Annotated in this window: 21 protein-coding genes; 9 read left to right on the forward strand and 12 right to left on the reverse strand. The window is 66.9% G+C overall.

Annotation, left to right across the window (positions count from 1 at the left end; translation table 11 throughout):
• Positions 1 to 64 precede the first annotated feature (64 nt).
• Together BVE01S_RS17020 and BVE01S_RS07135 are read left to right on the forward strand one after the other, a co-directional pair.
• Positions 65 to 280 (forward strand): hypothetical protein, encoded by a 216-nt coding sequence (locus BVE01S_RS17020; RefSeq protein WP_066626010.1) that lies wholly within the window; start codon positions 65 to 67, stop codon positions 278 to 280.
• A gap of 17 nt (positions 281 to 297) precedes the next feature.
• Positions 298 to 687, forward strand: coding sequence for an ATP-binding cassette domain-containing protein (locus tag BVE01S_RS07135; RefSeq protein ID WP_066626016.1), 390 nt, complete (start codon positions 298 to 300; stop codon positions 685 to 687).
• On the opposite strand, the gene BVE01S_RS07140 is transcribed toward BVE01S_RS07135, so the two are convergent.
• From BVE01S_RS07140 to BVE01S_RS07190, 11 genes are all read right to left on the reverse strand, one after another.
• Positions 653 to 1,528 (reverse strand): class I SAM-dependent methyltransferase, encoded by an 876-nt coding sequence (locus tag BVE01S_RS07140; protein WP_306301762.1) that lies wholly within the window; start codon positions 1,526 to 1,528, stop codon positions 653 to 655. The genes BVE01S_RS07135 and BVE01S_RS07140 overlap by 35 nt on opposite strands.
• A complete protein-coding gene (locus BVE01S_RS07145) occupies positions 1,528 to 1,905 on the reverse strand; it encodes a YncE family protein (protein WP_066626018.1) in 378 nt (125 codons plus the stop codon). The genes BVE01S_RS07140 and BVE01S_RS07145 overlap by 1 nt, the downstream gene beginning before the upstream one ends.
• A 409-nt stretch (positions 1,906 to 2,314) precedes the next feature.
• Positions 2,315 to 3,061: an energy transducer TonB gene (locus BVE01S_RS07150; RefSeq protein WP_066626020.1), complete on the reverse strand. Its 747-nt coding sequence runs from the start codon at positions 3,059 to 3,061 to the stop codon at positions 2,315 to 2,317.
• A complete protein-coding gene (locus BVE01S_RS07155; RefSeq protein WP_084375332.1) occupies positions 3,051 to 3,494 on the reverse strand; it encodes a YbaN family protein in 444 nt (147 codons plus the stop codon). The genes BVE01S_RS07150 and BVE01S_RS07155 overlap by 11 nt, the downstream gene beginning before the upstream one ends.
• Positions 3,472 to 4,062: a biliverdin-producing heme oxygenase gene (locus BVE01S_RS07160; protein ID WP_066626022.1), complete on the reverse strand. Its 591-nt coding sequence runs from the start codon at positions 4,060 to 4,062 to the stop codon at positions 3,472 to 3,474. The genes BVE01S_RS07155 and BVE01S_RS07160 overlap by 23 nt, the downstream gene beginning before the upstream one ends.
• A 9-nt stretch (positions 4,063 to 4,071) precedes the next feature.
• Positions 4,072 to 7,671: a TonB-dependent receptor domain-containing protein gene (locus BVE01S_RS07165; protein ID WP_066626024.1), complete on the reverse strand. Its 3,600-nt coding sequence runs from the start codon at positions 7,669 to 7,671 to the stop codon at positions 4,072 to 4,074.
• Between the two features lie 93 nt (positions 7,672 to 7,764).
• Positions 7,765 to 8,700 carry a FecR family protein gene (locus BVE01S_RS07170; protein ID WP_066626027.1) on the reverse strand — a complete coding sequence of 312 codons (936 nt, stop codon included), beginning with the start codon at positions 8,698 to 8,700 and terminating at the stop codon, positions 7,765 to 7,767.
• Positions 8,701 to 8,763: 63 nt separating this feature from the next.
• Positions 8,764 to 9,294 (reverse strand): RNA polymerase sigma factor, encoded by a 531-nt coding sequence (locus tag BVE01S_RS07175; protein WP_066626190.1) that lies wholly within the window; start codon positions 9,292 to 9,294, stop codon positions 8,764 to 8,766.
• Positions 9,295 to 10,044: 750 nt separating this feature from the next.
• Positions 10,045 to 10,395, reverse strand: a complete 351-nt coding sequence (locus tag BVE01S_RS07180; protein WP_066626029.1) for a hypothetical protein — start codon at positions 10,393 to 10,395, stop codon at positions 10,045 to 10,047.
• A gap of 487 nt (positions 10,396 to 10,882) precedes the next feature.
• Complete coding sequence (locus BVE01S_RS07185; protein ID WP_066626031.1) at positions 10,883 to 12,337, reverse strand: acetyl-CoA hydrolase/transferase C-terminal domain-containing protein; 1,455 nt, start codon at positions 12,335 to 12,337, stop codon at positions 10,883 to 10,885.
• Between the two features lie 72 nt (positions 12,338 to 12,409).
• Positions 12,410 to 13,243: a universal stress protein gene (locus BVE01S_RS07190; protein WP_066626033.1), complete on the reverse strand. Its 834-nt coding sequence runs from the start codon at positions 13,241 to 13,243 to the stop codon at positions 12,410 to 12,412.
• A gap of 116 nt (positions 13,244 to 13,359) precedes the next feature.
• On the opposite strand from BVE01S_RS07190, the gene BVE01S_RS07195 reads away from it, so the two are divergent.
• The 3 genes from BVE01S_RS07195 (at position 13,360) to BVE01S_RS07205 (ending at position 15,227) form a co-directional block, all read left to right on the forward strand.
• Complete coding sequence (locus tag BVE01S_RS07195) at positions 13,360 to 13,740, forward strand: c-type cytochrome (protein WP_084375334.1); 381 nt, start codon at positions 13,360 to 13,362, stop codon at positions 13,738 to 13,740.
• Positions 13,741 to 13,845: 105 nt separating this feature from the next.
• A complete protein-coding gene (locus tag BVE01S_RS07200) occupies positions 13,846 to 14,607 on the forward strand; it encodes a cyclic nucleotide-binding domain-containing protein (RefSeq protein WP_066626036.1) in 762 nt (253 codons plus the stop codon).
• Positions 14,608 to 14,678: 71 nt separating this feature from the next.
• Entirely contained in the window at positions 14,679 to 15,227 is a 549-nt protein-coding gene (locus tag BVE01S_RS07205) for a pyridoxamine 5'-phosphate oxidase family protein (protein WP_240612109.1), read from the forward strand.
• A gap of 2 nt (positions 15,228 to 15,229) precedes the next feature.
• Here the strand turns inward: BVE01S_RS07205 and BVE01S_RS07210 are convergent, their stop codons facing one another.
• Positions 15,230 to 15,547: a hypothetical protein gene (locus tag BVE01S_RS07210; protein WP_066626039.1), complete on the reverse strand. Its 318-nt coding sequence runs from the start codon at positions 15,545 to 15,547 to the stop codon at positions 15,230 to 15,232.
• 158 nt (positions 15,548 to 15,705) lie between these two features.
• Here BVE01S_RS07210 and BVE01S_RS07215 point away from each other — a divergent pair, with 158 nt between their 5' ends.
• The 4 genes from BVE01S_RS07215 to BVE01S_RS07230 are packed head-to-tail and all read left to right on the forward strand — an operon-like array spanning position 15,706 to position 18,762.
• On the forward strand, positions 15,706 to 16,746 hold the full coding sequence (locus BVE01S_RS07215; protein ID WP_066626042.1) for a sensor histidine kinase: 1,041 nt from the start codon (positions 15,706 to 15,708) through the stop codon (positions 16,744 to 16,746).
• A 13-nt stretch (positions 16,747 to 16,759) separates the two neighbouring features.
• Entirely contained in the window at positions 16,760 to 17,479 is a 720-nt protein-coding gene (locus BVE01S_RS07220; protein ID WP_240612110.1) for an alternative oxidase, read from the forward strand.
• Between the two features lie 15 nt (positions 17,480 to 17,494).
• Entirely contained in the window at positions 17,495 to 18,190 is a 696-nt protein-coding gene (locus BVE01S_RS07225; RefSeq protein WP_066626196.1) for a VIT1/CCC1 transporter family protein, read from the forward strand.
• Positions 18,187 to 18,762 carry a lactate/malate family dehydrogenase gene (locus BVE01S_RS07230; RefSeq protein ID WP_066626044.1) on the forward strand — a complete coding sequence of 192 codons (576 nt, stop codon included), beginning with the start codon at positions 18,187 to 18,189 and terminating at the stop codon, positions 18,760 to 18,762. Before BVE01S_RS07225 ends, BVE01S_RS07230 begins: the two co-directional genes overlap by 4 nt.
• Positions 18,763 to 18,828 lie beyond the last annotated feature (66 nt).

The raw sequence follows: 18,828 nt of genomic DNA on the forward strand, positions 1-18,828 counted from the left end.
CCCTTTGCACTGCGGCGGTGCGCCGGGGTGCAACGAACCGTCCGGCGTCGGCGACGAACAGGTCATGCTGGACGCGATGGGCCCGAACCGGATGTCCATCGCCGAGCGGGCGCGCGAAGTCGCTTGCATGCCCCAGACCTTGTCGGAGGACGTCGGCCCCACGGTGCTGAAGACGGTGATCGCAGCGCAGGACACCTCTCCGTCTACCGCTGGATCGGCCCAGGCCGAGCTCCGCGCTCTGGCGGCGCTGGAGCGGGGCAGGCGGTCGAACTGGCGCTGAAGCGCCTGGATTCTCTGTTGGGCGGCCTGGGCCGGATCACGGGTCCGGCCCAGGCCGTGGTGCGCCAGCCATGCGCCCATCTGCTGGTCGAACCGACCAGCGCCCTGGATCTGCGGCATCAGTTGGAGGTGTTCCGCCTGGTCCGCGACTATGCGCGCGAGAACGCGGCGGTGGTTGTGATGGCGCTGCACGATCTGCAGGCCGCCAGCTTCGTGTCAGATCGAATCTTGATGCTGGCGAACGGCCGGGGGGCGGATAAAGGGCGCACCGGCCCAGGCCGTAACCTCCTCAGTCTTGGTCGACGCCTAGCAGGTGCGCGTCCGGGTCGAACCTGCGTGCAGCCGAACCCCGGTCATTGGCGCACGACGTGCGCTATGACGGACGCACTGGGGTGTGGCGCGCACTGACGATCCAGGCGGCGCCGTCGATCCAGACGCCATCGGGACGGACTTTCCCGGCGAAGGCCAGGCGCACCTTCGCCAAGGCCTGAGTCCTCACCGCATCCGAAACTCCCCTCAACGCCCGCTCCAGCGGCCCGACGCGGATCGCATGATCGACCGCATCATCCAGCGCGGCGTCGGCCGTGCCGCCCACGCCGAACTGAACCGGACTGTCGAACGGGCGGATGTCGATATCGGCATAGCCGGCGTCGATAAGAATGCGCGCGATCCGATCGCGTTCGCCGAACGAGAAGGGTCCGGGCGCCTCAGGATCGTCCGGGGCCGGCGCCGGCACGAAGTCGCGAATGGCCGCCATCGGCAGGCGGGTCCAATCGTTCTCGGCCGCGCCGCGCCAGCAGACGAAGACCAGCCGCCCGTCCGGCTTCAGCGCGCGGCGCAGATTGGCGAAGGCCGCGACCGCATCGTCGAAGAACATCACGCCGAAACGCGAGACGATCCGGTCGAAGGCGGGTGTGAACGTCGCCTGGGCGGCGTCGGCGAGACGGACCTCCACCGCCTTGCCGCCTTGTGATGCGGTGAGGTTCAAGGCGCGTCCGATCAGGGGCGCCGAGATGTCCAGTCCCACGACACGGCCGGACGGACCGACGCGCGGCCATGTCGAAAGTCGTCGCCCCGGCCCCGCAGCCGACGTCCAGCACACGGTCCCCCATGGCCGGCGCGGCGGCGCGCGCCAGGGCCGCGTCATAGGGCTCCAGCATCCGGTCCAGCCGGTCCTGGTTCTCGACCCAGCGCCGCCCGTAGCGCCGTTCCAGTCCAGCGAAGATGCGACCGCCGCCCGGCTCATCATCAGGGCCGGATCAGGGTGACGATGTCGCCGACCGGATCGACCAGGACAGGGGCGCCGGCAGGGGCGTTGCGCGGCAAGCCCCGCGTGCTGTTGGTCACATAGACGGCGTTTGTCGTCGGATCGACGGCGATGGTCTGGTAGAAGGCGCCAAGCTGCAGGTCGTCCAGCACTGCATAATTGACGCCGTCCACCCCGGTCACCGTGCCCGCCTGGAGAGTTGCGACATGTCCTGATCTTTGCGGAGAGCATAGGCAACGCTGAGCGCGCCCTCGCATACAGCCAACCTTCATGATCAGCGCGCCGTCCGCGGCGGCGATGACGGCCGGGTCGTCCGCGCCTTGGTTGGCGAAGAACAGGCGGGCGCGGGCGCCGCGCATCTCCCCGCACCGACCGACGGCGACGGCGGACGCATTCTCAGCGTTGCATTGCTGAGCGTATGCCGCAGACGTCGAACCTCTCAGCAGCGATGGAACCGCGGTTCCCATTGACACCAAATAACCCATGGCGCCTACCCGAGTAAGTGTAATAACATCACACCCACTCAGGCTGGAAGCAGGGTGCGGTGGAGTGTCAGGTGAACCCCTTGGACGACCTACCCGCCCGCTCTTCATGCGGTCAGCGAGCGCCATTCGGCGAGTTCGGTCTCTGCCGAAAGCGCTGCATGACTTGCTTGCGTCGCGGAGACGGAAGATGCGCGCTATCTAAGCGGTGTGTGGAACCGCGTCCGGTTACAACACCTCAACCATCGAACGATCACCGGAATACGGATTGTGAGTTCGTCTGATCTCACCGACGCCTCGCGAAAAATTCCACCGGCACGGTGAGGACGATCGGGTCGCCGGGGACGCTGTCCGGGGGGACAGGCAGGGGCTGCGCGCGCTGGATAAGGGCGACCGCCTCGCGGTCCAGTGCGGCGTGGCCCGAGCGCTGGGCCAGGACGGCGGATAGGACGCGCCCCCTCCGGTCCAGGGTGAACCGCACGCTCGCGACCCCTTCCTGCCCAGCGGCGCGCGCCTCGGCCGGATAGCGTTTGCGACGTTCGAGATGCGCCAGGAGCCGTCCCTCCCAGGACGGCGATGAGGCCGGAAGGCGCGCAGGCGCCGCCGGCCGGCTGGGCGGTGCGGTCGTTTCCGGCGCGGGCGGTCGGGGCGAGGCGGGCGCGACGAGCGGCGCCGGCGGCGGAACCGCCAAGGGTTCGACGTCGGGCGGCGGCGCGGCGGCCAGATGCGGCGTCACGAGAGGTCGAGGCAGGGGCGGTCTGGCCGTGGCTTCGGTCTGCTCGGGTCCGGGCGGTTGCTCCGACGGCGGTTGGGGCGGCGCCTGGAACCGGACCAGTTCCACCTCGAAGACCGGCGCAGGCGCCGGCGGTGGCGGCGGACGACTGGCCCAGTATCCGGCGAAAACGAGCAGGGGCAGTCCATGCACGATCGCGGAAAGGCCGAAACCCGCGACCCAACGCCGGCCGCGAGTGCGTGTGGGCGCCCCCGATCGAACCAAGACCGGCGGCCTGGGATCGCGGCCATCAAACGCCATCGCGCGGCCCTCCCCGCCTCGGCGCCGGGCGGCTGACGACATAGGCGGCGCAAAGCATCAGCACGGCCCCGACGCAGACGCCGAACAGCAGGCCGGGCCGCGCCAGCAGCCAGAACAGACCGAATCCCAGGGCGACGCCCAGGCCGGCGGCGACCTTCCCGATCCGAGGCACCGCCCCCTGCTCGCGCCAGGCGCGCAGGCTGGGGCCGAACCGCGGATGGGTCAGCAGCCAGACCTCCAAGCGAGGCGACGACCGCGCGAAACAGGCCAAGGCGGCGATCAGCGGGCCGGTGGTGGGCAACAGGGGCACGAACACGCCGACGACGCCGACCATCAGCCAGAACGCCCCGAGTGCGAACCAGAGGGCACGCCAGGGCGATGGGCGCGCGTCCCGATCGGATTTGGACGGGTCAGCCAAGATGTTCGACGGCATAGGCGTGAACCTGTCTGAACGCGGCCTCGGCTCCCTCGATCACGCGCGGCTCGGCGCGTGCGGGCAGTCTCACGGCGTCGAGCGCGGTCGTAAAGCTTCGCCAATGCGCCGCCGGTCCTTCCGGCGCGGGCGCAAGATGTCGCGCGCCGTGTTCGTCGGACAGGCCGAGCCGCGCGGCCTGCTTGCGCAACAGGGCCGCGCCCATGTTCGACCCTTCCGCCACATAGAGCCAGCCCAGGGCGTGCGCGACGTTCAGGGTCGCGCCGGGCCCGAACAGCGGCGGGACGTCGATGCGAGGCGGCGCCAGCCCCAGGTCAGCCATGTCCCGGAGGATGGACGGCAAGCGCCGTCGCTCCTTCAGGCCGGGCAGAGCCGCCGCCAGCGCCGCATCGGCGTAAACGGCGTCGATGTCCCTGTGGAACCGATGCTGGACCCTCAGAAACCGCCCATAGGCCTCGAGGGTCTGGAACGACGCCACGCCGGTGATGTAGGCGTCGAGCTGATCGTGGCTCTCGCGGGTCAGGGCCTTGAGCGTCAAGGCGCGCGATAAGGATTGAACGTCGGTCATCGCAGGGCCTCAGAATCGATAGCTCAGGCCCAGCCGGAAGGCGTGAACATCCATCTCGTTCGACGCCCGCCGTCCTTCTGCGATGGTCGATGTGCCGGTGTAGTTCGTGTTCTCGTAGCGATAGATGGGATACTCCGACGTTTCGCAGTACGCCGGGTACTCGGCGCAAAGGGGGTCGCCGGGATCGAGGAAGGGCGGAAGAACTTCCGTGCCGACCTGAATGGCCGTTGTGACCGTGTAGTTCAGCCCCGTGCCGCGCGTCGCCTTCTCGAAACGGAATTCCTCGGCGCCGAAATGGGTGTAGCGATAATCCGCCCGCAGGGACCACCGATCGCTCAGCGCATAGTCCCCCCCGAAGCCGACCGTGAATCCCTTGCGGACATGATCCACGCGCTCAACGAAGGCGACGCCGGTTTCGCGACCCAGCGGATTCTGCTGATCGGCCGAGGTTGATCGATATTGGTCGCGGCCTTCGACCTCGCGCGCCAGCGCCAGCCCCCCCAGGCCGAACAGCATGAACCGGTCCCCGAAGGCGTAGCCGAGCCGGGCGTTGACGCCCGCCGTCCAGTCCACCGTGTAATCTGTCGCCGCCTCGCGCCAGCCTTGGGCGGCCAGACCCGGATCGACCGATAGAAGCTTGCGCCCGGCGTGGAGCCAGGTTCGTGCGGCCTCCAACTCCAGGCCGACCACCCAGCGGTTCGCCAGTTGCCGATTATAGCCGACCTCCAGGCCGAACAGCCCGCTCTGAGCGTGCGCGTCCGCGGATTCCCGCGCGGCGGCGGGATTGACCGGCCCGTCGATGTTGGTCGTCTCTCCCTTGATCGAGACGCCTTGCCCGCCGGTTAGGGCGCCGAGATGGAAGCCGGTCCAGTCGCGCGTGATCTCGCCTCGCCCCCAATCCTCCGACAGCCGACCCAGGGGCTGAGCCCCTCCGAAACGGCGCGTCAGACTGAAAGTGAAGGTGCGCCCCGGTCCAGGCTGCGCCACCAGGCTCAAAGGATCGGCGTAGAAGCGATCGAACAGGTTCTCGACCCTGGCGCTGAACGTCAGGTCCTGCGTCAGGCGATAGTCGGCGAACAGGTCCGTCAGCGTGTACGGCTCCCAATCGATCAGCGCGATGAACTGGCCGGCGCCCTGGGCCGTGACATCGCCGTGGCCGATCGCGCGCGGGCCGGTATGTTGCACCCGCCCGCCCAACGTCAGACGGTTCCGCAGCAGGGCCTGCGACACCGAGAGGTCGATCACATATTCCGGCGGCACATGGTTGGTCGCATAGTCGCCGTACAACGACTTGGCGCCGCAGGTGTCGGCCGTTCGGCAGTATTCGACCTTCAGATAGTAGTTGGTCGCAAGATCGGCGGTGAAGCCTCCGCTCTGATAGCGTCCGCTCAGCTCCAGACCTTCGAAGCGCGCGCTGTCGATGTTCTCGATGTTCAAGCTCAAGGTGTCGGGGCGCACATTTCGCGCGATGTAGTCGTCCACCGCCCAGTTGAAGTAGCCGAACTTGACCTGGCCCCTGTCTCCGCGCGCCAGCAGACTGTCGCGGCTGTAGCTGGCGCCGAGATCCCAGTTGCGGGACCGCTCGGGGCGGATGCCGGTGTTGGCGACGAAGCTGTTGAAGGCCGAAACCGTCTCGGTCAGCGCGGGCGCGCGCAGCGTGCTGGAATATCGCACATAGGCCTGCAGACCATCCAAGGGCGTCATGATCAGTCCCAATGACGGACTGACCCCCCCTTCGTCCTTCTTGAACCCCAGACGCACCCGGTTCCCCTGGACCTGAGCGCGTTCATAGGGATCGACGCGATCCTCGGACCAGAAGTGCGTGTAGCGAAGGCCGCCTTCGACGGTCAGCCAGTCGCGGGGCGAAAAGTCGGACTTGAGGAAGCCGGCGATTTCCTGACGCGCGCCGTTCCTGGGCGTGTTCCATCCCTCCAGGATGTCGGCGTGACGGCTGCCGCGGGTGTCCTCCGCGCGATAGGAGAGGCCATAGTTCAGCCGGAGATCGCCCTGCGGCGGGAAGAGCCGGGTCTGGTTGCTGATTTCGGCGCCCCACAGGTCGCTGTCCGAGCCGATCCGGAAATTGGGATCCAGACCTAGATCGGCGGCGGTAAGCAGACGCCCGCCCCGCACCGGATTGCGCAGTTCCAGATGCGACCAGTAGAGATTGGCCTTCAGGTCGATCCGGTCGCTGTCGGACGGGGTCCATCGATAGCGGGCGGTATAGGTGTCCAGGGCCGTCCCGGCCGTCTGCGCCTGCTGGGTCGCCTGCCCCGTCCTGCTCGTCAGACGCGAGGCGATGCGGTCCCCCGCCTCGCTGCGAAAGCCCGTGTAGCCCATCTGCAGGCTTTGACCGTCGCCAAAGCGCGCCGTCGCCTTGGCCAGCCAGGATTGAGTTTCCAACTGGGTGTTCAGCACCTCTTCGCCCGATCGGAAGTTCAGCAGCCCCGCATTGATCATGGTGTTGGACTGGGCGCCGCCCCAGGGGGCCCGGGTGTCGCCGATGTTCACGGGGTCGGCCGTCGGGCCGTGCGCCCCGGCGTGATAATTGCCCTGCTGACGCCAGGTGTAGCCGGCCAGGACATCGAGGGCGTCGCCTCGGAAGGCCCCGACAAGACTGCCCCACCCATCGGTCGGCTCCAGCGCGTCGGGCCGATCCATGCCGGTCGGGGAAGGCTCTGCCACGCCGCGACCGGAGATGTAGCGATAGCCGCTGACGGCGCCCGCCATCGGATCGGACGTGTTGGTCCGCAACCCGCCGCGCATCCTGAGGGCCCAGGTTTCCCCATCCTTCACGATGTCGGCGGCGTCCACGGTGCGGATCGCGACCGAACCCGCATTGCCGAAACTGGCCGCGTTGGCGCCTTTGGCGATATCGACGCTGGCGATCAGATCGGGATCTACGAAGGTCCGGTTCGAGACGCCCTGATAGCCCTGATAGATGGTGACGGCGTTCTCCGCGCCGTCGATGGTGGTCGTGACGCGACCGAAGCCTTGCAGGCCCCGGATGTTCAGATCGATCGCGCCCGCGCCGTTCCGGGCCTCGCCGGACATGACGCCCGGCGTTCCGCGAAAGATGTCCGCCGGACTGGAGCCGCGATATCGGTCGATCCGGTCCGCACCGATATGTTCGACCGCGGCCGCTGTGGTGGACACCGCGTCATCCGACAGCCCATCGCCCGAGATCGCCCCCTGCGCGCCGGAAGCGCCTTCCACCCGCACGGCGCCCAGCTGAATTGCGCCCGACTGAAGGGCGTCCGGCGTCGCCGAAGCGGCGCGCTCCAGGCGAACCGTATCGGCGCTGATGAACCGAAACGACAGGCCGCCGCCCGCCAACAGCCGCGACAGGGCCTCGGCGGCCGTCATCCGTCCCGACACTCCGGCCGAGCGGACGTCGGGGATGAGGTCGCCATACACGACGCTGATCCCGGTCGTGCGACTGAACGCGGCCAGGGCGCCGCCCAACGGTTGGGCCGGGATCGCATAGGTCGCCATGGACTGGGTCTGGGTCTGGGCCTGAGCTTGTCCGGCCGCGATCACCGTCGCCATCCCGCTGGACGCCATCAGAAATACGAGCGCCGCCGACCGCCGCACGTTCCGATTCGCCTTCATCTTCGCCTCGTTGACCTGAGCGCGCCCATCGCGCCGCCCCTGCCTCGAAAGACGCAGACGCCCTCCTGATGTCAGTGCGAATGATTATTATTTTTATCTGGGTTGAACGACAATCAGGGCGCCCAGTCGTTCGATCGTGAAAGCCGCCGCCTGTGCCAGACGTTGCACGGCCTGTCCCGACTCCGTTGTGCGGCCGAACAGCGTAACCGGCTGGCGCGCCAGATCGCCGTCGCGAATCCAGGTCCGGGTCCCGTTCCAGCGATCCAGCGCCGCCAGCACCGCCGTCAGAGGCTGGTTCACGAAGACCAGTTGTCCCTCGCGCCAGGCGAATTCCGAGGGATCGAAGGGCGCCGCGGCCCTGAACCCTCGCCGGCGGAAATTCGTCGCCTGTCCGGCCGTCAGCCGCCCAGGGCGGCCGCCGATAACCAGGTCGACCGATCCGGACGCGACCCCCAGCCGCGCCATTCCATTCAGGACGCGCAGACCGAAGGCGGCTTCACCCCTGACATGAACGGCCCCGCCGAGCGCCGCGACCACGAGCGGCGCCGGCCGGCCGGCCCTCGTCTGAACCCACGCCTCACCCTCCAGCAGACGCAGTCGATGTCGATCCGCCCCCCGCTCCACGCCCAGGGCGCTGGCGGTCGAGAGCGTCACCCGAACCCCGTCCTTGACGGCTATCGTCGCTGTCTCGCCTGCGCCGGTCCTGTAGTCCGAAAAGGGATGAGGCCCCAGCGCCAGCCGTCCGGCGCCCGCCAGCATCAACACGCCCCCGCCGACACCCGCCATGCCTGCGAGAAAGGCCCGGCGATCAGGCTCGACGCCGGCTTCGACAAGAGCCGGCAGATGGGCCGACGCGCCCCACAGACGCTGGATCCGCGCATAGGCGGCGGCGTGGGACGGATCGGCCGCCCGCCAGGTTTCGAAGGCCGGGCGCGCCGCCTCGTCCTTGGGCGAGGCGTGCAGGCGCACGAACCATTCGGTCGCCGCCTCCATGGCGGGCGTCAGTCCGGTGATGTGACGGTCTTTCAAGACGTCTCCCCGACGGCGGCAGTCACGGCCTTCATAGGGTCAGACGGATGCCCCCGCCGATCGTCAGGTTTCAGCGTCGAAATCGGCGTGCGTCGCTAACTGGAGCGCCAGAAGGGCGCGGACCATGTGCTGATGCACGGTCTGGCGCGACAACCCCAGTCGACGACCGATGTCGGCGTAACTCAGCCCCTCCACACGCGCGAGACGAAACACCTCGCGAGGCCTGGCCGGCATGGCGGCCATGATGCGGTTCATGCGATGCAAATCGTCGCGCGTGATGACCGCCGCCTCGGGCGTCGGCGCCGGATCCGCCGCCTGAAGCAACACAGCCTCTTCGACCTCGACGAGGGGTCGCGCCGCCGCACGACGGCGATGATCGATGATCAAGTTTCGGGCGATGCGGAAAAGATAGGCCTGGAGATTGCGGATCGGCGGCGGATTCGCCGCTTCCGCCGCCACCGCAGCGCGCAGCCAACTGTCCTGAACCACATCCTCAGCATCATGAAGGCTCCGCAAACGTCCACGCACCATCCGAAGCAACTGCCGATCGGCGGTTTCCACATCACGGCGAGGGTGCAGGCGACGAAGAGACATGTTGGACATCCCCAATGGGCGACGCCTATACGACATGCAATTCACTCGCAACAACCCAATCGCAACTGCACGACCCAATCCAACGGGAAGGCTCGTTCAGCTCTTCGCTCTCCGGAGGCGTCATCGTATTTCGACGTCGTCAGCGCGGAGCGTTCGAATCGGCGGCTTGGTTTCGTGAATACGGCCTGGACACAAAACCCTCTGCCCGCCCCCGCGCGAGAGTGTCCGCGAAGCGATTTGACATGTCGCCGATACTGGGACCTTCGATCGCACGAACATCTACAGCCGGCTGTGATCGATCGCGGCGGAAACCTTGTCGCTCGCCAACAGGGTTGCGACGGCTGCCCTCAAACACGACGGTGGCGCAACGAAAAGCGTCAACCGCCCCGCCCGCAAAGACGGCCACGACTGTGCTGGCGAACGCGCCGGTCGGATCCGAACTGGCGCAATCTCGTAACAATAGCTGGACTTCTTCTGCCTCTCATCGGCCTGCCACTGGTCGCTGGCGACACCATCGGAGCCGCAGGCGTCGCAGGCGGGTCGCGCGCCACGCCGTCCGATCGGTCGAGCTTGGAAACGACCGGGCGACCCTGACATTGGCGAAGGGTCTGAAAGTCCCCGTCAGCCGCCGTTATGATTGGGCGTTGCCGCCGCTGTGCCCCGATCACGCCCCGACTGTGGACCGTCTGTGCAGGACGTCGGGTCCTGCGCGAGCGCGGGCTGGCTGGCGGAGGACCGGTCTACCCGTCGTCAGGGAAAGCGAGTTCTGGCGGCTGCCACCGCCGTGACCGCGTCCCGGAGAGCGTCAGTCGCTTCAGACAGGGCGTAGTCGACGGGCAGGGTCGTGCCGACCACGGCCTCCGGGTCTCCTGAGGTCCAGGCGCTGTTCCTTGCGATCCCTATGCCCCCGGAGGCTTCCGCGCCTGTGAGACCGCCCGAAACGATCGTCTCCACAGTTGAAGTCTGGCGGGATACGGCACCGAAGGCCGAAAGATTAGGCGCGTAGCCCGCCCACAGGCGGGCGATCCGAACCCCCTTCTCTTCATCGCTCAGGTCGGGGTTGGCGCACACATCGCCCGCGCGCGCGCCAAAGGCTTCCATTTTCGCGCCGAAGGCTTCGGCGGCCTCGGCAAGCGACCGAGCCCGGCAGACCGCGAGCTCGTCGTGGATAGGGATCGGAAGGGTGTTCCGGGCTCGCCTCCGCTAATGGATACGATCTTTGGAAAGGTCGACGTCACGACGGGCTTCCTGTCGGACCTCACCTTTGTCGGCGCTCGGGACGGAGGCCGTAGGACACCTAACCCGAACGTCCTGATGAAGCACGGTTGGGCGCTCAAGACGCTAACCTGGAGGGAGTCGATCTCGGTGATGAACACCGCTTTCGGCCACCCAGAACAGTATCCTCTCCTATTCGATCTACAGCATTTCGCACGACCGATCCTTTTTAAGTGTCCGGCGGACTCCGACAAGGAGACAGGGGCAGCCGAGCCCATCTCGGCGTCTGACAATCTCCTGATCCGTTGTCCTTGCAGGCGGACGATTTCGGATGCGATCTCGTCGATGCGCGCGTGGACCGGCGACGGCGCCGTCATCCTGAAACCGCCATCGACCCTGTGGCCACATACCGCGCGTGCCAGGACAGGGCTTCGTTCAGGAGCATTGGGGTCTGAAGTCCGTATGAGCCTGCCAGCGCTCGCTGGTGATAGTCGGCCAGCATCGGCCGATAGACCGGATGTGCGCAGGTCTCGATGACGACCTTGGCCCGCTGTTTGGGCAACAGGCCCCGCAGATCGGCGAGGCCCTGTTCGGTGACGATGACCTGGACGTCCTGGTTGATGTGATCGACGTGCGAGGCGCAGGGCACGATGGTCGAGATCGCCTCGGCCTTGGCCGTCGAGGCGCTCATGAAGATCGAGATATAGGCGTTGCGGGCGAAGTCGCCCGAGCCGCCGATGCCGTTCTGGATGCGTGAACCCATGATGTGTGTCGAGTTGACGTTGCCGTAGATGTCGGCCTCGATCATGCCGTTCATGGCGATGACGCCCAGGCGGCGGATGATCTCGGGGTGGTTGCTGATCTCCTGGGACCGCAGGATGATCCGGTCACGGTATTCACCCATGCGCCGGTTGACGCTCTCGCTGAGGTCGGGACTGAGGCTGAGCGCCGTGGATGAGGCGAGGCGCAGCTTGCCGCTGTCCATCAGCGCCATCATCCCGTCCTGGATCACCTCGGTATAGGCGGTCAAATTGTCGAACGGCGCGTCGATCAGGCCCGCAAGGACCGCGTTGGCGGTGTTGCCCACGCCGGACTGCAGTGGCAGCAGCGACGGCGGCAGGCGACCTTTCCTGACCTCATGTTCGAGAAATTCCAGCAGGTGGCCGGCGATGGCGACGATCCTGTCGGGGTCGCAGCGGAAGCAGGGTTCCCCGAGACGGTCGCCGGGATGGATCAGGGGGATGGGCACACGGTTCGGCGGCAGGGCGGCGCCGTAATAGATGTCGTGCATGCCCAGCAGTTCGGGGTTCTGCCAGCGGTTGATCTCAAGGATCACCTGGCCGGCCCGGTCCAGCCAGGTCTTGTTGTTGCCGACCGAGGAGGCTGGGATCAGTGACCCGTCCTCGCAGATGCCCGTGACCTGGATGATCGCCGTGTCGAGCGGTCCGAGGATGCCTTGCCAGGCGGCGGGCGCCACCTGGCTGAGGTGCATGTCGAAATACTCCATCTGGCCGCGATTGATCTTGTCGCGGCAGGTGGGGTCGGAATTGTAGGGCAGTCGGAACTCGATCCCGTCGGCCTTGGCCAGGGCGCCGTCCAGCTCCGGCCCCGTCGAGGCTCCCGTCCAGATGCGCAGTTTGAACGGCCGCCCCGCCAAATGCTCGGCTTCGATCCGGGCGGCGAGCGCCAACGGCACGGCGGTCGGATAGCCGGACGCGGTAAAGCCGCTGAGGCCCACCGTCGTGTTCGGCGCGATGAGCAGGGCCGCATCCTCGGCCGACATGACCTTCGCGCGATGGCCGACGCTGCGGATCCGTGTGTCGTTCATGGGTTAAGGCTTGGTCCAATCGATCAAGCGCATAGGCGAGCTGAGCGTCCGCCGGAGAGAAGGCGCTCCAGGTCAATGGCTCAGCAACAGGCAGACAGGCGACCGTTCCAGCAGGCCGTGGGTCACGCCGCCCATCACCCATTCGCGCAGTCGGGCATGGCCGTAGCCGCCGGCGACGATCAACCCGGCCCCACGGTCCTCGGCGAACGCGATGATCTGGTCTGACCTCGGGCCGCCGTCGCCCTGCACGGTCTGAGCGCTGGCGACGATGCCGTGGCGACCGAGGAAGATGGCAACATCAGAAACCCGGTCACGGGCGTCTTCAGCCTGTTCCGCCGTACAAACCTCGATGACGTGGACGATCGACGAGGCGCCCAGAAGCGGCAAGGCCGCCGCGACGGCTCTCTGGGCTTCGCGACAGTCTTTCCAGGCGATCACGGCGGGCGTCCCCACGGGACCGATGGCGATCGCAGGCGGCACGATCAGGACCGGGCGGCCCGCGGCCATCAGCACCTCCGCCGGATCAGGCGACCGCGCCGGGCGCCGTGTCGGGTCGCAACGACCGAGGATCACGAGATCGGCGGCTCTCAGGGCCTGAACCACGAGATCGGAAGGGTAGCCGACGTCACCACGCCATTCGGCCTGATCGGCGGTCTCGCCGACCACATCCCAGAATAGCGCCCGAGCCCGGCCGACGTCCGTCTCGGCCATATCCCGGAACAGGCCCAGCATTTCGCCCAGCATGGCCCCGCCGGCATAGGGATCGATCTGAGGGACATGGGGCAGGCTGGCGGCCATGCCGATCAGATGTGACTGGAAAAGCCCGGCGATCTCGCCAGCCAAGGCGATCCGCCTGCGGGCCTCTGGGCCTTCATCGGTATAGACCAGCAGACTGGCGAAGCGCATGGCGACATATCCTGTTCACCGCGATCTAACCACCGCGCCCTGTCGGGTGCCTTGATCAGGATCAACGATCTCATCGCGCGGAGATGGGAGGGCTGGCGCCCGCCAGGAGCCCGCCCATGAAACGCCTCGTCCTATTCGCCGCCCTTGTGGCTCTGGGTGGATGCAAGAGCCTTGATGTCGAGGCTCCGGACAGGCGCGCCGACGGCGACCAGATCGGCCTTTTCGGAGACGCCTTGGCGACGGCGCGGGGCGCCGCCTACGCACAAGCCAAATGCGCCGGTTGTCACTCTGTCGGCCGGACCGGCGCCAGCCCCAATGAGGCGGCCCCCCGGCTGCGAGCGTTAAGCCTTTCGTATCCGATCGAAGACCTCGCCGAGGCCTTCGCCGAGGGTATCGACACCGCCCACCCGGCGATGCCCGAATTCGTCATGTCCTCGCGCGAAAACGCCGATCTGATCGCCTACCTGAAAAGTATCCAGTCATCGGCGAGTCCGTAAACGCGAGGCGACGTCAAGATTTCAGGCGGCGAGCCAGTCCGTGCGCATTCGATGCAGATGAATAAACAGACTCGGTAATCGGGCGGGACGGGCGCATGCTGGGTCATGGTCGTCGCCACAAATCTTCAGCTTGCGCCGCGATCACATCCGCCGCCTGGATGTATCGATCGGTCAAAGCGCAACGACTGCAACAGTTGCGGCGCGCGCGCCCTGACCGTCTGCGGGGCTGTGGACGCGTCCGATCTCGAGCGCCTTAGCGACATGGCGGAGGTCGTCTCCCTGAAAAGAGGCGCCGTCCTGACCCGGGAGGGCGACCCGGCTCCCCATGTGTTCAGCATCTCTTCGGGTTCGCTGAGGGTCTACAAACTTCTCCCGGATGGTCGCCGCCAGATCACCGGCTTCCTGTTTGCAGGCGATTTCCTCGGTCTGGCCATCGCCGACAACTATGTGTTCTCGGCCGAAGCGATGGAACCCTCGACCGTCTGCCGGTTCCGCAAAGGTCCGTTTCGCGCCCTCGTCGAGCAGTCACCGCCGCTTGAACATAGGCTTCTTCGTCGCACGACGCACGAACTGGCGGCGGCTCAGGACCAGATGCTTTTGTTGGGGCGCAAGACCGCGATCGAGCGGATGGCGTCCTTCCTGCTCGATCTGCCGGGCCACGACCCGGCGCGCCCCAGTGCGCCCGGTCATGTGCGACTGCCCATGAAGCGTGCGGAGATCGCCGACTATCTGGGCCTGACCATCGAGACGGTCAGCCGGGTCCTGACCCGAATGAAGTTGCACGGGCTGATCTCGACACCGTCGCCAAGCCACCTCGTCGTCGAGCGCCCCGACAGATTGCGCCAGTACGCCCTCGGCGAGGTCTGATCCCGCATTGCGCCAGATCAAGGCAGCGGTCTGCGGAGCCTGTATTTGCAAGGTCACAGGAGCCCTTCATCATGCCCGCGACCGATCCCTACCCACCGATCCACGGCCAGGCCGTTGAGACGATCGTGAGCCTGCTGGCGCACGAGCGGCTGATGAGCATCGGCGTCAATCGACCGGACGGCTGGCCACAGGTGACGACCGTCGGCTACATCAACGACGGCTTGGACCTGTATTTCGTGACGAGCCGCGAGAGCCAGAAGCTGGCCAACATCCAGGAAGACCACCGCGTCTCAGTCTCGATTCATTCCGACATGGACGTCGTCGGGGCCGTCGGCATATCGATGGCGGCCCGTGCGACGGAGGTTACGGACCCGATTGAGATCGAGCGACTGAACCGGATCATGCGCGAGCGGTGGCCGAGCATCAGCGTCTACTGCCCAGCGACCAGTTCGGTCGCGATCATCCACCTAGAGCCCGAGCGGATCTGCGTGATCAGCGCCGCGTCCGGACGCAGCAAGACCGAGTGCTTCTCTCTGGTTGACGCCGCCGATACGCCGACGTCTGGCGTCGTGCGTGGGCCAGGCCCCGGCGCGGTCAGCGCCGAGGCCCGTCTGTTCTGATCTCAGGACTGTGAAAGGCGCATCAATCCAAACGTCACCGCCAAGGCGACGACCAGGCTGAGGACGAAGCTGGACCCGAGGTTGGTGGCGACGGGGTGATCCCGCACCGTGGCCGACAGATGTTCGCGGGCGTTTGCGGCTGAGGTCTCGGCTTCGTCTCGCAGACGATCAGCCGCCCGTGAGATGGCGTTGGTCGATCGCGCGACGGCGTCTGTCGCGTCGGCGCCGGTCTTCTTCGCCGCGTCCTTCAGGTGGTCGGAGGCTTCGTCGGCGAAGGCGTGCAGGTCGTGGCTGAGGGTCTTCAGGGCGGTGTGCGTCATGGCAGGCTCCTTTGGATGACGCGCGCATCCAACAGCATCCAGCATCGCCAGTCGGTGATCTGGATCAACGCCTGCGTCTCCCGCTGGCTCTAGGGTCTGGATACCGCGACGAGATCGGGCCCGCCGGGCTTGTCTCGTCGGCGTTTCTGGAGAGGCCCATGCCGATGAAAGCCCTCGCACCGCCTTCGGACATTGCCATAAACCTTGCCCTGTCCCTGATCGCCGCCTCCGTTGCGCCCGTCCTTTTGCTGGACGAAGACCTGACGGTCATCGCGGCCAGCCAGTCCTTTCTCGACGGTTTCGATGTCGGTCTCGACGACATTCCAGGCGCGCGACTGGCCGATCTCGGCGAGGGCGAATGGAATACGCCCCAGCTTTGGTCGTTGCTGAAAGCCACCGCCTACGGCCAGACCGCGATCAAGGCCTACGAGATGGATCTCCAGTCCAGGCGAGGGGTCAGACATCTCGTGCTGAATGCCCAACGGCTCGACAACGAGATCGCGCAAGGCATCCGCCTGCTGCTTTCGATTCAGGACGTCACCGAAGCGCGGGCCAGCGACCGCGAAAAGGACGTCCTGATCCGCGACAAGGCCGTCCTCGTCCAGGAAATGCAGCATCGGATCGCCAACAGCCTGCAGATCATCGCCAGCGTTCTGATGCAGAGCGTGAGCAAAGTGGGCTCCGACGAGAGCCGCCATCATCTGCGCGACGCGCACCAACGGATCATGTCGGTCGCTGCGGTCCAGCGCCAACTCACGGGGTCCACGCTCGGCGACGTCGAACTGCGCGGCTATGTCACGGACCTGTGTCGCAGCATCGGCGACTCCATGATCCGCGATCACGACCAGCTTTCGCTGACGGTCACCGTGGACGACAGCATAGCCTCGTCGGGCAAGGCCGTCAGCCTAGGCCTGATCGTGACCGAACTGGTGATCAACGCCCTCAAGCACGCCTTCCCCGATGACCACGATGGGCAGATCACCGTCGACTATCGGGCGCTTGGCGAAGGCTGGGCCCTGACGATCTGCGATGACGGCATGGGCCTGCCTTCCGGCGGCGACGTCGCCAAACCCGGTCTGGGCACCGGGATCGTGAAGGCCCTGGCCAGTCAGCTCGGCGCCGTCATCACCATGGCAGACGCCAAGCCCGGCCTGCGCGTGTCGATCATCTGCGATCCTCGATCCACCCCCTTAGTCTGAAAGGACCCATCCCGTGGTCAACAAGATCCTCTCCCCCGATCATCAAGCCTTGGTCGAGGAGCATAAGGCGCAGCCCGTCATCCACCACACGCCGCACGGCGTCTCGGACCGGTTCGCGCTGGGGTTCACAAAGCTGCTGCGCTTTTCCGCCGACACGTTCTTCGCCAAACGCTACGGCCACCGCGCCATCGTGCTGGAGACGGTCGCCGCGGTGCCGGGAATGGTCGGCGCGACCATCCAGCACCTGACCTGCCTGCGGCGGATGAAGGACGACGACGGCTGGATTCGCACCCTGATGGAAGAGGCCGAGAACGAGCGCATGCACCTGATGACCTTCATCGAGGTGGCCAAGCCGACCTATTTCGAGCGGCTTGTGATCCAGCTCGCGCAAGCGATCTTCTACGTCGGCTTCTTCCTGCTCTATCTTGTCTCGGCCCGCACCGCACACCGCGTCGTCGGCTATTTCGAGGAAGAGGCCGTCATCAGCTACACCCTCTATCTCAAGGAGATCGACGAGGGTCGCTCACCGAACGTCCCGGCCCCGGCCCTCGCCAAACAGTATTGGAAAATGGCTCCCGATTCGACGCTGAGGGATGTCGTGCTGCTGGTTCGCGCCGACGAAGCCCATCACCGTGACGTCAATCATGGCTTCGCAAGTGCGTTGAATGGTGAGACGATCGACCGGGCGCTGTCGGCGCCCTATCCCGCCCACGCCGCTGAAATCCGCGCCTAAGGACCCGAGCCGATGATGGGACGTCTTCACACTGAGCGTCATCTGGTCGGCCGGGTGGGCTGGCTGCGCGCCGCCGTGCTGGGCGCCAACGACGGGATCGTCTCGACCGCGAGCCTGATCGTCGGCGTCGCGGCGGCCGAGGCGGGCCGGAGCGGCGTCCTCGTGGCCGGCGTCGCGGGTCTGGTCGCCGGCGCCATGTCGATGGCGGCCGGCGAATACGTCTCCGTCAGTTCCCAGGCGGATGCCGAAAAGGCCGATCTCGACCGGGAACGCGGCGAACTGGCGGCGGCGCCGGAGGCCGAATTGCGGGAACTGGCAGGGTTCTATGTGGCGCGAGGGCTAACCCCCGTCCTGGCGCACGAGGTTGCGGTCCAGTTGACGGCGAAGGACGCCTTGGGGGCCCACGCCCGCGACGAACTGAGCATCTCGGCTCACACGACCGCCCGCCCGATCCAGGCGGCCCTGGCGTCGGCGGCGGCCTTTTCGGTCGGCGCCGCCGTGCCTTTGGTGACGGCGGCCGTCGCCCCGACGTCGATGACGGTCGTCTCGGTGACGGGGGCCGCCGTTCTCAGCCTCGCCATTCTTGGCGGGGTCGGCGCGAAGGTGGGCGGGGCGAAGATGCTGACGCCCATCGTTCGCGTCACCCTCTGGGGCGTCCTGGCCATGGCGATCACCGCCGGGATCGGCCGACTGTTCGGAGCCGTCGTATGACTGATCGGGACCGTATCGCGATCATCGGGGCAGGGCACGTCGGCGCCACGGCGGCCTATGCGCTCATGCTGCGCGCCCTCGCCCCCGAGATCGTGCTGATCGACAACAACGGCGCCCGGGCCCATGCCGAGGCCGCAGACATCGCCGACGCCAACGCCCTCGCTCGCCCCGCCCGGGTCTGGGCGGGGGATTATGCGGACGCGGCCCGTGCGCGCATCGCCGTCATCACCGCCGGCGGCGCGACCCATGGCTCGCAGGACAGGCTCTCAGTGGCGGCGGACAGCGCCGCGATCGTCACGGACTGCGTCGACAGGCTGATCGGCGCCGGCTTCTGCGGGGTTCTGGTCATCGCGGCCAACCCCGTCGAACTGATGATCCTCGTAGCCCTGCTTCGATCCGGCCTGCCCGCCTCGCAGGTCATCGGCTCGGGAACCCTGCTGGACACCAGCCGCCTGAAGCAGGCCCTGTCCCAGGCGCTCGGCGTCGCCCCACGGCGATCGAGGGTTATGTGCTGGGCGAGCATGGCGACAGCGAGGTCGCCGCCTTCTCGACCGTCCGGATCGGCGGCCTGATCTCGACGCCATTGGGCGCGAGGTCAGGGACGCCGGCTACGCCATCGTCGAGGGCAAGAGCCACAC

Origin of the sequence: Brevundimonas vesicularis NBRC 12165 (assembly GCF_001592205.1) — a bacterium.
GTDB lineage: Bacteria > Pseudomonadota > Alphaproteobacteria > Caulobacterales > Caulobacteraceae > Brevundimonas > Brevundimonas vesicularis.

Excerpts from the sequence above, each read along its gene's own strand:
- BVE01S_RS17020 (WP_066626010.1), top strand. The coding sequence starts at position 65 with ATGCTGGACGCGATGGGCCCGAACCGGATGTCCATCGCCGAGCGGGCG.
- BVE01S_RS07140 (WP_306301762.1), bottom strand. The coding sequence starts at position 1,528 with ATGATGAGCCGGGCGGCGGTCGCATCTTCGCTGGACTGGAACGGCGCT.
- BVE01S_RS07145 (WP_066626018.1), bottom strand. The coding sequence starts at position 1,905 with ATGCGCGGCGCCCGCGCCCGCCTGTTCTTCGCCAACCAAGGCGCGGAC.
- BVE01S_RS07150 (WP_066626020.1), bottom strand. The coding sequence starts at position 3,061 with ATGGCGTTTGATGGCCGCGATCCCAGGCCGCCGGTCTTGGTTCGATCG.
- BVE01S_RS07155 (WP_084375332.1), bottom strand. The coding sequence starts at position 3,494 with ATGCCGTCGAACATCTTGGCTGACCCGTCCAAATCCGATCGGGACGCG.
- BVE01S_RS07160 (WP_066626022.1), bottom strand. The coding sequence starts at position 4,062 with ATGACCGACGTTCAATCCTTATCGCGCGCCTTGACGCTCAAGGCCCTG.
- BVE01S_RS07165 (WP_066626024.1), bottom strand. The coding sequence starts at position 7,671 with ATGAAGGCGAATCGGAACGTGCGGCGGTCGGCGGCGCTCGTATTTCTG.
- BVE01S_RS07175 (WP_066626190.1), bottom strand. The coding sequence starts at position 9,294 with ATGTCTCTTCGTCGCCTGCACCCTCGCCGTGATGTGGAAACCGCCGAT.
- BVE01S_RS07180 (WP_066626029.1), bottom strand. The coding sequence starts at position 10,395 with ATGGAAGCCTTTGGCGCGCGCGCGGGCGATGTGTGCGCCAACCCCGAC.
- BVE01S_RS07185 (WP_066626031.1), bottom strand. The coding sequence starts at position 12,337 with ATGAACGACACACGGATCCGCAGCGTCGGCCATCGCGCGAAGGTCATG.
- BVE01S_RS07190 (WP_066626033.1), bottom strand. The coding sequence starts at position 13,243 with ATGCGCTTCGCCAGTCTGCTGGTCTATACCGATGAAGGCCCAGAGGCC.
- BVE01S_RS07195 (WP_084375334.1), top strand. The coding sequence starts at position 13,360 with ATGAAACGCCTCGTCCTATTCGCCGCCCTTGTGGCTCTGGGTGGATGC.
- BVE01S_RS07200 (WP_066626036.1), top strand. The coding sequence starts at position 13,846 with ATGGTCGTCGCCACAAATCTTCAGCTTGCGCCGCGATCACATCCGCCG.
- BVE01S_RS07205 (WP_240612109.1), top strand. The coding sequence starts at position 14,679 with ATGCCCGCGACCGATCCCTACCCACCGATCCACGGCCAGGCCGTTGAG.
- BVE01S_RS07210 (WP_066626039.1), bottom strand. The coding sequence starts at position 15,547 with ATGACGCACACCGCCCTGAAGACCCTCAGCCACGACCTGCACGCCTTC.
- BVE01S_RS07215 (WP_066626042.1), top strand. The coding sequence starts at position 15,706 with ATGCCGATGAAAGCCCTCGCACCGCCTTCGGACATTGCCATAAACCTT.
- BVE01S_RS07225 (WP_066626196.1), top strand. The coding sequence starts at position 17,495 with ATGGGACGTCTTCACACTGAGCGTCATCTGGTCGGCCGGGTGGGCTGG.
- BVE01S_RS07230 (WP_066626044.1), top strand. The coding sequence starts at position 18,187 with ATGACTGATCGGGACCGTATCGCGATCATCGGGGCAGGGCACGTCGGC.